Source organism: Paraburkholderia metrosideri (assembly GCF_904848625.1).
In the GTDB taxonomy this organism is placed as follows: Bacteria; Pseudomonadota; Gammaproteobacteria; order Burkholderiales; family Burkholderiaceae; genus Paraburkholderia; species Paraburkholderia metrosideri.
Genome location: NZ_CAJHCP010000002.1, coordinates 194,470 through 206,593 on the forward strand (window position 1 = coordinate 194,470; position 12,124 = coordinate 206,593).

Consider the following 12,124-nt stretch of genomic DNA (forward strand, 5'->3'; position numbering starts at 1 on the left):
CTTATCTGTTTCGCGCTTTATCGGCGCTGATCTGGACTAGGTGTCCCCGGTCCGTCAATAGGTCTCTCAAGCGCTGAAAGTCATCCCGGTTCGGTATCCCCGCGAACCAAACGCTACCGTCCTCGTCGAACATGACATCCAGCGACTTATCGCTTTCGCGTAGGTCGCGTTCATACTGGGAAAACGTCTCCCGACCGAGATCCGTGAGCAAATGCAGTCGCTGGTTATCGCTACCTCGCAGCGGTCGCGTATGCGGCGCATCCATTTCAAATGGGTCAGTGATGAGCGCGTCAATCAAACCGTCGGCTTGCGCAAGAATTTCAGCGAGCGACTCTATCGGGTGACCGCTGTAGACGAGAATATCGCCGGAAGACACTCCGCGAAGCTCGCGAAGAAGCGCTGCGAGGGCTTCCGGCTGGTCAAATGGCTCTCCACCCGAGACGGTAAAGCCGTCTGCGTGCGGCAGCCATGCTTGAACCTGCTCGAGCACGCGTTCGAGTGTGGTCTCTCCACCCGAGACTGACCAGGTGTCTGCTGAGATGCATCCGGGACAGCGGATACTGCAGCCTTGAAACCATATGCCGATTCGCTGCCCTGGTCCCAAGGACGTGACGGGAAAGTGCATTCGCGACAGATGGAAGTTCATGGCCTAAAGCTTTCGCAACAGCAGCTCACCGATTGCGATACCTGTTATCACGAACCGGTCGCCTGTCTTCGCATCCTGGTCGAACAGGCCTCGCGCGAGCGGATTTATAAGGTGGGCCTCGATCTGGTTCCGGATTCCACGTCCGCCATTCGAGAGGTCGCCGAGGCATCGCTGCTGAAGGGCCACTTTGGAAGGCTCGTCGAGTTCGACGGACATTCCTTGTGACGCAATATCCTCGAGTACAACACGGACCATCTGATCGAAAATCTCTTGCGCAACGTCGTCCCGGATGAAGTCGAAAACGATGATGTTCTCGCCAATCCGGTTAAGAATTTCAGGCCGGTTGAGCACCAGCTTGAAGTGCCGCTCGATCTCGCCGAGCACCTTTTTCTCCATCTCCTCGAAGGAATCGCTTGGAAGCACGTTGGGCACGCGTTGGCCCAATTCGTCCTCGCGGTAGATACCAAGGTTAGAGGTGAAGATGATCAATGCTTCGGAGAAATACACCCTGTCGCCACGACCGGACGTGAGCACGCCGTCATCGAGGATCTGAAGGAACTTGTCGAGAATCCGTGGGTGTGCCTTCTCGATTTCGTCGAAAAGCACGACGCTAAATGGCCGCTCCCGAATCGCGTTTGTCAGTTCGCCGCCGACGTCATAACCGACATACCCGGGCGGCGCACCGATTAGCCGCTGGTCGGAATGCTCAGAGCTGAATTCGGACATGTCGAAGCGAATGTACGCACTCTCGTCCCCAAACAGAAGGCCGGTAAGTGTTTTCGCGAGTTCGGTCTTGCCTACACCCGTCGGCCCTGCGAGAAACGAAACGCCGCGTGGCCGGCTGCCCTTGCGTTGGGAACCGACGCCCGTCATCGCACGCTTGACCAGATCAAGCATATGCGTTACCGCGTGAGCTTGACCCTTCACACGCTTGCGTATAACGGGCTCGGCATTGCGTATCTTCTCGCGTCCAATCAAAAGCCAGGGGTCTTCCGTCACACCAACCTTATAACGCCTCACGGCATCAGAGATTTTCTCGATGGAGACATTTTCGACGCGGGCGAGGGTGGCGATCGCGTTCATGTCGGCTAGCAAAAGGCCCTCGCATCCGTCGATAAAAGCCGACTCGGCTTCCTCGAAGGTCGCCGGCGAAGCTTGCTGCGAGCCCGGCACGCCACGCAAAAGCGCCTTCGAAAGCGCACGTCGGGCGGCACTGTCGGGTTTGGATACCGGGATATGACGGATTCGCGAGCTGCCGATAAGCAGCCAGTCGGGCAAGTCGCCTTCCTTGTCGACGACCCAAATCACGGTGTTGAAGAAGGGGCGTCGTTGTTCGCCTGCCGGACGGGCGCTTACCGTGTGTGCCAGTACAAGCGCCCGTGTGAAGAGGTTGTGCTCTGCTGCGCTCAACGACTCCGTCCGAATAGTAAGTCGCGAGGCAAAGTCCACGATCAGCGCTATAGGGGCTCCGGGCAGGGCGGTCAGGCGCTCCAAGGAAGCCGTCAGCGCATCGATCCCACCAGGCGCTGCACCTTCGACCGGCGTCAGGCCAAGGCGTCGTAGAGTCTCATCTCCTTGCTCAACAGGAGGCTCGCGGCCTTCTGAAACAGCAAAACCGGACACAGGGTTCCAAACCACCAATTGTCCGTAGCCCGTCTCCCTCAGGCTGTCGGTAAGCGTGCTCACGAGAGACTGCGCAGTTACCACCCCGGGTGCGACCTCGCAAGCCTGGAGGTCGCGAACGTTTCCGGACAAGACGAACTGGCTCTTCAATGGCAGAAAGCGCAGCAAGTCCCTTAACCAGCGGGGCTTCACATAGACGGACATGGCTTCGTGAAATGCTTGGAAATAGGCCAAAACGTTATCATAGCCGGTCCCGCCAAGTATGTATTCCGCGTTACGCCGGTTGTTTTCAGTGTTGATTTGCACGGAATCCTGACCCACCGGGGATGCGGACATTTTCCTGGACTGATTTACGTCGTTAGCCCGAGGCTTTCACGGTATTCGATGGGGCTGAGATAGCCAAGCGAACCCTTGATCCGCTTCTCGTTGTACCAGCGAATGTAGGCGTTCAGTACCTCAACGAACTCCGCGATGGTCGTCGAACGCCAGTCTCCTGGATAGAACATCTCGGTCTTCAGCCTGCCAAAGAATCCCTCACAGGCCGCGTTGTCAGGTGAACAGGCCTTACGCGACATGGAGCGGACCAGATTAGCCTTTGCAACCCGCGATAGCCAGCCCGGCCATCGGTAGTGGCCACCCCGATCTGAATGCACGATTGGCGTCTCATCGTCCTCGGTCACAGTCTCGATAGCCGCATCTAACATGGTATTCACGAGCTCTGCGTCGGGGCTTGTGCCAATCGTCCAGCTGACTACCATGCCATCGAAACAGTCGATCATGGGTGATAGATATACCTTTCCCGCGGGAATCTGGAATTCGGAGATATCCGTGACCCACTTTTCGTTCGGGGCGTCAGCGTGGAAGTCGCGATTGATGATGTTATCTGGGGCTGGGCTGATTTCTCCGATATAAGAACGATATCGGCGACGCCTGGGCCTGGCCGCGTGGAGGCCGCCCTGTTTCATGAGGCGACGCACGACTTTCTCCGATAGAAACACCCGTTGTCGGCTGAGCGCTGCCTGCACTCGACGATAGCCGTAGGATCGGTGATTGTCCTCGAAGATCTCAGCAACGGTACAACGGACCTCTGCATATTTGTCGGCAAGCCGTATGGACGACCGATGGTAGAAATAGGAGCTGCGCGCCAGGTCTAACCGCGTAAGCAGCTCAGCCAAACCGTATTCTTTTCTCAGGGCGTCAACCAGCGTTGTCTTCTCCCGGTTGCTCAGGAGTGGCAGGTCGACGCCCAGGTCTTTTTTTACGAGTTCATCCGCCTTCTTCAACAGGTCGTGTTCAAGCTGCAGATTGCGGATGTCGCGCCGGAGCTCTTCGACCTGCCGCTCCAGTTCGTCCCGATCCGTCTCTGCGGATGATCTCTTGTCGCGCTTCATGGATGCAGGGGCCTCTCGCCCGAGTAACTGGTTCTTCCAGTTGTACAGCGTCACCCTGTCGACGTCCAGCTTTCGCGCCACCGCCTCCGCACTTCCTTGCCGTGTGCACAGTTCGTACACTGCGGCTTGCCTGGACGCCAATGACGCGGCCGGTCGACCTCGCTTGCCAACCACGTATGTCCTGGCTTCAGGATAGCGCTCGCGAACCCACGCCGTCAGTCTCTGGCGACAGGGATAGCCTAATGCCCGGAGGGTGAAGCTGACGCACCGCCCGTGATTGACGTAATGCTCGAGTGCCAGGCTCTTCTGTTCCTCTGAGTACTTCGGCTTGGCGCGAACATATTCTTTCTGCAGATCGCCACTGCTCTCGAATTCCGCACACCACGCCTTGAGAGAATTCTTCGTCGGGTAACCCAGCTGGCGGATTGCTGCCCTGACGCGCTTCCCGAGCTTCAGGTACAGCTCGACCGCGCGAACGCGGTCTTCGTATGAATACATGGACTACCTCCAAAGTAGTCCAGGATTTTGTCCGCATCCCCCGTGGGTCAGGATTCCGTGCAAATCAACACGTTCACGGTTGGACGCCGGAACTGGCTCTTCAGTGACACCGTCGCCGGCGCAAACGCCGCCGCCAACCTGTATTCGCTCGTGCAAACCTGCAAAGCCAACAGCATTGAGCCGTACCAATACCTCATCGCGTTGTTCAAAGGTCTGCCGCACGCGCACACCGCCGACGACTACGAGGCTTTGCTGCCTTGGCGACTGAATCCAAACGTGGCCTGACGCATGTCGCATGGCAATGCGCAAGGGACGCCGTCTAATGCGCGCTTACCGAACAAGGAGCGGAAGAGTTGCTTCGTGGTCGATGGGCTTGTTGTTGGCGATAGACTTTGATCAAGGGTACGGTCAAGCTTTGTTGCGTCTGTCGAGATTGCCCTTGTCTTTCATCTGGTCCCCAACTGTCCTCTGAAAAGTCTTGGTCCTCGTCGCGCGCACATAGCGATGGGCATGAACAGCAGTGCGAAGCTCCATAATCTTCGCTGCCTCTTCGTCCGTTACCGGAGTGAGCAGTTTGCTCAAGCCCTTTAAGTCGATGGCCATAGGGTGCGCTTGTCGCAAATTCCTTAAGATTCCTATAGATGAGTTTACCGCTTTCCCGAAGCGGGTGCGTTGCGTTTAGCCGGAGGGAGAGGGCAGTCGACATAGTCGACTGCCCTGTGAGGCAGGGTCGCTAATCGAGACGTCCGGTCTGTGCAATCTGCGAAAGCGCTGACTTCTGGTCTGCGTACCACCGCAACAGGCATTCACGATCGTGACAGTTTTGCTCCCGGTAGTTCCACTGCTGGCGAACTCGTTCCTTGAAGCCTGTCTGGTCGACAACTGCGGCTTTTGCTCTGACAAAAATGCTTGCCAGCGCCACATCGTCGGACGCCAGTTCAGGGTCGCTGCAAATCAGATGCTCAGCATCAGACCTCGCTTTGGAGCAATCGAAGCTGGGGGTTATCGATGTGGTCGACGGTGGCACCATCGTTGGAGGTATTTGCAGCGCGGCGGGCGAAGCGCTGGTAGCTGTGCCGTTCGAAGTCATGTCACCGGCAGTTTGAACAAATTTCGGAGGATCGTCCTTCTTGACCAACACATATTTGCCTCCTGCGTACTGATACACGTGATCAGCTATGTATGCCGCCTGACCCGGCAGCGAGTACGAGAACGCTACCTTGACGTCATAGTGAGTTGCGTTCTTGCCTTTGATAAACGTGGCTTTGGTCGAGAGGCTCTCCTGGTCGGATGCACCTGTATCCGAGTCATCGATTGCAGTGGAAAACGTACCATCCTTGCCGCGAATGAAGGCTGTAATCGATGCCGTCTGGTAGCCCTGATGCATGTCGTCACCACCAACTACCAACGCGTACGTGTCGTCGCCGGCGGGTGCCCATTCGAAGTGGCTGCCGACTGAGCCCATCGCGCCAATTGACGCGACGTATGGGTAGTTCGACTCGACCTTCCAGTTGTTGCCGTCTTTGGAAAATACGGCGACGCCCAATAATCCCGTGCAGGCATGACAACCGCCGCCGTCCGGAACCGCATTCGTCACAAAGACCTTTTTCTCCTTTCCACCTTCGGTCAGGTTAAAGATGGCCATGCTGCTCACTGCGAGCACCTTCCCGGGCGCAAACTGAAGGTTGTCGCGCCACGGCAGGTCTGCCGGCACATTCGCGTCCGTCCAGGATGCCGTCTTCGTACTCTCGTCATATGGCCCGTACAGAAGTTCGAGCGCTGCCGGGGCGTTGAAATCTCCGGCAATAGAACGGGACGCCATTGCGACTCCACACGCCGTTGTCATCAACTCGGTCATACCCGGTTCGGACTTCGCGGGGACTGCAGCGTCATTACCGGGATACTCCTGCTCAGCGGTGCCATCTGCGCGATACTGAGTACCGGTCTGCCGTCGAGTCATGTCGCGACAATTCGTCGCTACATCAAACCTGGCATAACCTTGTGGAAAGGACTTGAGCGCGTGAATCAAATAGCTACTGCCGCTTCGAGAGATGTCCGTCGGGTTGAACCACAGTTGCGCGGCGTCGCCAGAGCCGCCCACCTGTTGGTATCCAGGAAACTGTTTCGAGGAAGCTTCGGGTTTCGGCTGGCTGCCATCTTTGCCGCATGCGGCTACAAGCATTGCGGCGACAAGGATGGCGACCTGCGTCAGAAAACCGAAGGGTCGTTTTCTGATTGCGTTCATGCGCTGACGACCTCTTGTTCCTCAGACTTGGTGGGCAACACGTTTGAACGGCGAAGTGAACGGGTATTGCGCTCAATAGCGAGCAGCACAAGCACCAGACTAAAGATCGCGACCAGGAAAAGGCCGCCAGCGGTGATTTCTCCGACCAGTTTGAGCGTTTCCCATTTCTCAGCGCGCTTGACCGCAGCTTGCTTATAACGCTCACTCTTTGCTTCCATATAAGCGTTGATTGCCTCAACCGCGCTAATCTTGTTTGCTTCGGCAGCGGTGACGACGGCTCCAAGTTCATTCAGATATGCCTGACGTTCCTCAACGGGGACCTCGTTGAGGTGATTGCGCACGATCTGTGCGTTATCACCTGAAACATATTTTTGGAGGGAAAAAGGAATCTGGAAACCGGACAGAGGACTCTGCGCGGGTCCTTGTGCGACGGGAGGCTGGGTTCCCTGAGGTTGCTGTGCCTCAGTTTTGGGCGGGTCAACGGGTTTTAGCTGGTCGACTATCTCCTGCGGCGAGACTTTTGTATTGACCTGCTCTTGCCATACTGAGGCACCGTAGAACACGCCACCGACGATACCAAGTAGAAAGACGGTCACGCAAACGAGAGCGACGCCCCGCGTGATGTTGAAAAGCGCCTTGCGCTCGAACCCCTCAACAATACTCATGGTCTTCCTTTTATTTTAGTGAAACGTGGTCTTTTTTTCGCTCGCGGTCGCGAGCTCTGAGATCATATATTGACCGTAGGCGGATCGCCACTTGAAACGTAAGCGAGCTTTTAAATATGTAGATAGCATCAAGAGTTATGGCCCGTGCAGGCAGATGTAAATTGCCCGATAGGCGGAGGCATTCGCCAGGAGGGGTACACTAGAATTGAGAGGTCGCATTGATGGTCAACCAGATGTGCCGTGACGCCGTGGCGGTCCACATTTGCTTCTACCGAAGTAACGCAACCGCTGGCATTAGATGGCTGGCTTCGCCTCTGCTCAAGGGCCTCCGTTTTCCTAATAGATCGCAACCCGTTTGCGTCGCACGCTTCGTTGGAAGCTTTGTCGACTTGATGCCTGATATGGCATAGTTCGATGATTGCTAACGGGTGGGAGAAACAATGGGTACGCTAGAAAATCTACGAGCAAAAATAGCCAAGCTGCAAGAGCAAGCCGAAGCGATCGTCAGAGACCAGTCGTCGACGGTTATCGCCCAAATTCGTGAGCTTATGCAGGAGCATGGGCTGACCATATCCGACATCGAAACATCCGGGCGAGGCAAAAAACGAGGTCGCAGGGCTGCAGGTGAGAAAATGGCTAGTAAGCCTGCAGCAACTGCCAAATACCGTGACCCGAAGTCAGGAGCGACATGGAGCGGCATGGGCCGTGCGCCGGGTTGGATAGCGAAAGCGAAAGATCGAAGCAAGTTTTTGATTGTCGAAGGCGTGCAGGAGTCGGCGGTTGCAACCAAGAAATTGGCGAAAGCCGGAAACTATGTTCGCGGGCCGCAGGCGCCGCAATATCGTGACCCGAAAACCGGAGCAACCTGGAGCGGGCGTGGACGAGCCCCGGCGTGGATCGCCGGAGCAAAAGACCGAACCAAATTCCTAATTTCGGCTGATAGCGATGCCACACCGGAGCAGACTTCGGCCAAAAAGGTTTCGAAGCATAAGCTGGCTACTGAGAAAGTCCCAGCCGGTAGGCTGACGATGGCCAAGAAGATCGCGGCGGCATCCCAGCAGTCAACCGGGAAAAAATCCGTAGCCAAGAAGTCAGCGACGGAAAAGCCGGCAGCGAAGAGAGCCGCTAGCAAGAAGACGGCTGCGATTGCGGAGCCGTTGGTCCAAGCGCCCGAGCAGGTGAGCGACGGAGCGAGTGCGTCGACGGTTGCATAATCGCACTTGTGACGCGCAGGTTGCTATCGGAGAGACGGTGTCTTCCAGTCGCACTCAGCGGTTCCAACCATCGGTCTGTTCACTGCTGTTTCCGAAAGTGTGAAGTTAGTCGGGAACGGGTATGTCTGCGACCGATGCGTTGCAGTCGTCGCAGCGCCTTAAACATACGGGCGCTACTGACGAACAGGTTTCGGAGCAGTTAATTTTCCCTTGGCGGCTGCATCAGTCGCTCAATTTTTTCCAGCGCATCGAGTGCGCCTGCAGCGATTCCGACGCCTCGGTCCTCTGAGACCTTGAATTCGCGCGGATTGATTCGAATCAGGCGGCGAGCATAGTGCTCACCGAACCGACGTACAGTGGGAATCGCGCGTCCAGCACCGACCTCAACCGCGACAAGATTCTGGCATTGCGCAATCCAATTTTCCAAATGCTGAATCTGCTGGTTGGTCCGATTCTCTATCCAGTGCGAGTCGTTGAACATCAAGATGTTCGGCCGGGCGACCGCGCCACAGGATGGACACGTCGGTAAAGGCGAGACGAGCCGAAACTTGCGATCGTCGACGACAGGAAAGACGTCGTCTGCGGGCCAGGTACGCTGAGTACATTCGTCGACGCATTGCAGCCAGTGAATCGATCCGTGGCATTCCGCGACTCTGTCTTCTGAGAATGCCGCCTTCTGAAAGTGCCCGTCCACGTTGCTCGTGAAGACGAACGCCCCGCTGGGCATCTTCGCCGCCCATCCTCGCAATATGTCGAAGCCGCGGTGCGGCTGAGTTCGGCGATACAAATCCAGCCGATGCCCGTAAAAAGCCCAGGCAAGCTCCGGGTCGTTCCGAAAATTCTGCGGGGATGCAATTTCCTCGAAGCGGATTCCGGCCGTTCCCAGCGCCGGGTAGGCACGCCAGAAGCCGGCGGTACCTCGAAAATCTGGCAATCCAGAGTCGACACCCATCCCGGCCCCTGCAGTGATGAGCAGGCCGTCGGCATCCCTCAGCCACTGGGCGGCAAGCTCGATCGCATGGCTTGTTTCCATCACCTCTCCAAACCTCCAACGATAGTGGCCATCAGTGTGGTCAGCGACGCAGTCGAGAGTCCATCGACCGTTGAAGCACATTCTGCGCCGACTGGATCAAAAAGGGTAATGGCAAAGATTGTCGAGTCACGGCGCAGGACACACGTACGTCTGGTCCTCAGCATGGGCCGAGGATGCCTACGCACGCCTGTTACGAGTGCGTGCTCCCACGTGTACCTCACTCGGTTGTGCCCCGGCGCGCATGGACGCGGACTCGTTTGACGAAGGCAGGTGGAACTGCTCTTCGGCCTCCGAGCGCTTCGTTGTTTTCGAAGAAGGTCTACACTGAATCATTACCTACCGCAGGTGGCGCAAAATGTCGAACGATAGGAAGATATAGACGCCGTCGATTTCTGCAGCAGCGGAAGTCGCGCATGAGGCAGATGCCGGCGACTTCATGTCCATCGCGCAAGCAGCCGCGCTGCTATTCGTCTCTAGTCCACATGTGACGAAGCTTCTCGAACAAGGGTCGCTGAAGCTCCATCATGAGACTGGAAATAACCGATATGTGACGAGGACGTCGGTGCTGCATTATCAAGCCGCTTGTCAGAACGCAGTAGAGGCCTATAGGGCATCCGCATCTGGCGAGGAATGATCTGCCCGTTCCACTCTTACTGTTGCTCGTTTGCCGGAGGGCGGGAAGGGCAGTCCGACGGCGCTACGTCATGCTCGACGTAGGCGCTTCGGCGACGCTCCGTGTTGTGCGAGGAATCTGCCCGCTATAACCGCACGACGTGGCCTGTAGAGTGTTCCACGCCGGCATCGCGGCTCAGTTGCACCCTGGTGGGGACGACGCTGTTCTCAACGATTGAGCGATTTGAAGCATCGGCAGGCGAACGAATGCGGAGATTTTGCGGCAACCAGGACAATGGTGAAGGGGTCCATGCATCATCGTAACTTACCCCCGTCTCAGGCGCGGCAACCGTCTTTTTGCTGCTCAGCCAGCACTCGGCTGCGCCAGTGCCGAGCGACTTCAGTCCTAAGTCCCTCGAACTTAACCCCGCTCGCCGCAATCGCGGGCGCGACTGCGTATGGCCAGATCAGCAGCGTCTGGTAGAGGCGCGCGCCGCGCGTCACGCGATCGGCGCACTCGAGGCAGTGCAATTCCTGCAGGGCACCTCCGCCGCAACTTTTGACAAGCCGCTCTGCAACTCTCAATGCCGTCGAGGTCATAATTCGCACCTTGCGCGGGTCGCGATTCGACGGTCGGCCCAAGAAATATTCCCGAATGACGGGGACGGTCTTCCTGCTGAGTACTTTCAATTGGGGCTCAAGAGTTGTCGGATAGCTTCACATGTTATGGTTGAAATCGCCTGAGTTGTCGGGTAGCGTCCCCGGAATCTCGTATTTTGTCGTGTAGCGTTGCCGAAGCAGCGGGATCCCTGGACGCACCCGACGCCCCAGCATGTGAAAGCGAGGAGATTTTTCGGTACCGCGTGTCGAAGGTAGCGTCTTCGCGAACTTCTCTCGCGCTGTTTGAGATAACCGTTTTTGTCCGCAATCCATCTCCTTGCCGGTGATACTCCTATCCTCAGTTCCCATGTACTCGTCGGTCAATTCGGTCCAGTATCTCAAGTGCTCCCCCTGCGATTCCGACACTGCTGTCATCTCTCATTCGGGAGTCGCGTGGATTGCTACGAATCATGTGAGTCGCGTAGTGCTCACCAGACCTGCGTACGATGGGAATCGCGCGTCCCACACCAGTCCTATAGTGACAAGTTTGCGGCATTGCGAAATCCAGCTTTCAAGGTGTCGAATCTGCTGGCTTGTTCGCGACTCGAACCAATGCGAATCGTTGAACATCAAAATATTGGGTCGCGCTACAGCTCCGCACCTTGACATCGCGGAATAGCGGAGACCAGACGAAAAGAGTGCTCGTCGAGCACTTGAAGCACGTCGTCGGCAGGCCAAAGATCTTGAGAGCATTCTTCAATGCACTGCAATCGGTATATCGAACCATGACATTCCGCGATCCGCTCTTCAGTGAAGCCTGCCTTTTGGAAATGTCCATCCGCGTTGCTCGTGAAGACGAACGCAGCGTGACTCATCTCGGCCGCCCAGCCACGCAAGATGTCGAAACCACGGTATGGTTGCGTTCGTCGATACAACTCCAGTCGGTGTCCGTAAAATGCCCACGCGAGTTCGGATCACGGCGGAAAGTTTGCGGCGATGCGACTTCTTCGAAGCGGATGCCTGATGCACCCAGTGCCAGATACGCGCGCCAGAAGCCTTCGGTGCCGCGAAAATCCGGCATACCCGAATCAACACCCATGCCGGCACCGGCAGTGATTAGCAGACCATCAGCGTCACGTAGCCACTCGGCCGCCTGCCGGATCGCATCCTTCATAGCCATCGTATCTCTCCCGCTTTCTTAAAAAGCGTTGATTCCTTTCGGTTAGATCCATATTTTTGAGGGGCGTGAGTCGAAAGTATCTCGCTTGCCGAGCCGAATTGCATTCAGGAAGCTCTTCGCCTGCCTAACATCAGCTGAACGATCGACACGTTTGCTTGAGTCAGATGTCGTGCGTCTACGCGATACCCATACAATCGGTGCAACGCGACAGCGACGGCACATGAACGGGAGTATCCTCCCTCGCAGTGAACGACAATCGAAAAGATTGTCGCCGGAAGAGATTCGACAAATGAACATATAGCGTTCGCATCCGCAACGGTGAATGCCTGACTGAGCTTCTCCTTGGCTCTCGCAGACAATTCTGGATCGAGAAAATTGACGTCCGCAAAAGAGAGTCGTAGTACGGGAAACGAAGAG

General features: G+C 56.6%; 9 protein-coding genes and 2 pseudogenes. 2 read left to right on the forward strand and 9 right to left on the reverse strand.

Annotation, left to right across the window (positions count from 1 at the left end; translation table 11 throughout):
• Nucleotide 1 precedes the first annotated feature (1 nt).
• The 3 genes from LMG28727_RS03800 to LMG28727_RS03810 all read right to left on the reverse strand — a co-directional run bounded on the left by LMG28727_RS03800 (nucleotide 2) and on the right by LMG28727_RS03810 (nucleotide 4,158).
• A complete protein-coding gene (locus tag LMG28727_RS03800) occupies nucleotides 2–646 on the reverse strand; it encodes a 4Fe-4S single cluster domain-containing protein (protein ID WP_201640982.1) in 645 nt (214 codons plus the stop codon).
• 3 nt (nucleotides 647–649) lie between these two features.
• Nucleotides 650–2,473 carry an AAA family ATPase gene (locus tag LMG28727_RS03805; RefSeq protein WP_201641348.1) on the reverse strand — a complete coding sequence of 608 codons (1,824 nt, stop codon included), beginning with the start codon at nucleotides 2,471–2,473 and terminating at the stop codon, nucleotides 650–652.
• Nucleotides 2,474–2,619: 146 nt separating this feature from the next.
• Complete coding sequence (locus LMG28727_RS03810) at nucleotides 2,620–4,158, reverse strand: IS3 family transposase (RefSeq protein ID WP_201640983.1); 1,539 nt, start codon at nucleotides 4,156–4,158, stop codon at nucleotides 2,620–2,622.
• Nucleotides 4,159–4,221: 63 nt separating this feature from the next.
• Between LMG28727_RS03810 and LMG28727_RS03815 the strand changes: the two are divergent.
• Nucleotides 4,222–4,443: pseudogene (locus tag LMG28727_RS03815) on the forward strand (transposase domain-containing protein); the annotation flags it as partial.
• 123 nt (nucleotides 4,444–4,566) lie between these two features.
• Here LMG28727_RS03815 and LMG28727_RS03820 read toward each other — a convergent pair.
• The 3 genes from LMG28727_RS03820 to LMG28727_RS03830 form a co-directional block, all read right to left on the reverse strand.
• Nucleotides 4,567–4,761, reverse strand: a complete 195-nt coding sequence (locus LMG28727_RS03820; RefSeq protein ID WP_201640984.1) for a hypothetical protein — start codon at nucleotides 4,759–4,761, stop codon at nucleotides 4,567–4,569.
• Nucleotides 4,762–4,891: 130 nt separating this feature from the next.
• A complete protein-coding gene (locus LMG28727_RS33975; protein ID WP_236591591.1) occupies nucleotides 4,892–6,403 on the reverse strand; it encodes a lysozyme inhibitor LprI family protein in 1,512 nt (503 codons plus the stop codon).
• On the reverse strand, nucleotides 6,400–7,068 hold the full coding sequence (locus LMG28727_RS03830) for a hypothetical protein (protein ID WP_201640985.1): 669 nt from the start codon (nucleotides 7,066–7,068) through the stop codon (nucleotides 6,400–6,402). The genes LMG28727_RS33975 and LMG28727_RS03830 overlap by 4 nt, the downstream gene beginning before the upstream one ends.
• Nucleotides 7,069–7,508: 440 nt before the next feature.
• On the opposite strand from LMG28727_RS03830, the gene LMG28727_RS03835 reads away from it, so the two are divergent.
• A complete protein-coding gene (locus LMG28727_RS03835; RefSeq protein ID WP_201640986.1) occupies nucleotides 7,509–8,282 on the forward strand; it encodes an H-NS family nucleoid-associated regulatory protein in 774 nt (257 codons plus the stop codon).
• Nucleotides 8,283–8,481: 199 nt separating this feature from the next.
• Here LMG28727_RS03835 and LMG28727_RS03840 read toward each other — a convergent pair whose 3' ends face one another.
• The 3 genes and pseudogenes from LMG28727_RS03840 to LMG28727_RS34735 form a co-directional block, all read right to left on the reverse strand.
• Nucleotides 8,482–9,315 carry an SIR2 family NAD-dependent protein deacylase gene (locus tag LMG28727_RS03840; RefSeq protein WP_201640987.1) on the reverse strand — a complete coding sequence of 278 codons (834 nt, stop codon included), beginning with the start codon at nucleotides 9,313–9,315 and terminating at the stop codon, nucleotides 8,482–8,484.
• A 948-nt stretch (nucleotides 9,316–10,263) separates the two neighbouring features.
• Nucleotides 10,264–10,617, reverse strand: coding sequence for a hypothetical protein (locus LMG28727_RS03845; RefSeq protein ID WP_201641388.1), 354 nt, complete (start codon nucleotides 10,615–10,617; stop codon nucleotides 10,264–10,266).
• 268 nt (nucleotides 10,618–10,885) lie between these two features.
• Nucleotides 10,886–11,707: pseudogene (locus LMG28727_RS34735) on the reverse strand (SIR2 family NAD-dependent protein deacylase).
• Between the last annotated feature and the right edge of the window lie 417 nt (nucleotides 11,708–12,124).

Bases quoted from the DNA above. Each gene is read 5' to 3' on its own strand.
- LMG28727_RS03800 (WP_201640982.1), bottom strand. From the start codon at position 646: ATGAACTTCCATCTGTCGCGAATGCACTTTCCCGTCACGTCCTTGGGA.
- LMG28727_RS03805 (WP_201641348.1), bottom strand. From the start codon at position 2,473: ATGTCCGTCTATGTGAAGCCCCGCTGGTTAAGGGACTTGCTGCGCTTT.
- LMG28727_RS03810 (WP_201640983.1), bottom strand. From the start codon at position 4,158: ATGTATTCATACGAAGACCGCGTTCGCGCGGTCGAGCTGTACCTGAAG.
- LMG28727_RS03820 (WP_201640984.1), bottom strand. From the start codon at position 4,761: ATGGCCATCGACTTAAAGGGCTTGAGCAAACTGCTCACTCCGGTAACG.
- LMG28727_RS33975 (WP_236591591.1), bottom strand. From the start codon at position 6,403: ATGAACGCAATCAGAAAACGACCCTTCGGTTTTCTGACGCAGGTCGCC.
- LMG28727_RS03830 (WP_201640985.1), bottom strand. From the start codon at position 7,068: ATGAGTATTGTTGAGGGGTTCGAGCGCAAGGCGCTTTTCAACATCACG.
- LMG28727_RS03835 (WP_201640986.1), top strand. From the start codon at position 7,509: ATGGGTACGCTAGAAAATCTACGAGCAAAAATAGCCAAGCTGCAAGAG.
- LMG28727_RS03840 (WP_201640987.1), bottom strand. From the start codon at position 9,315: ATGGAAACAAGCCATGCGATCGAGCTTGCCGCCCAGTGGCTGAGGGAT.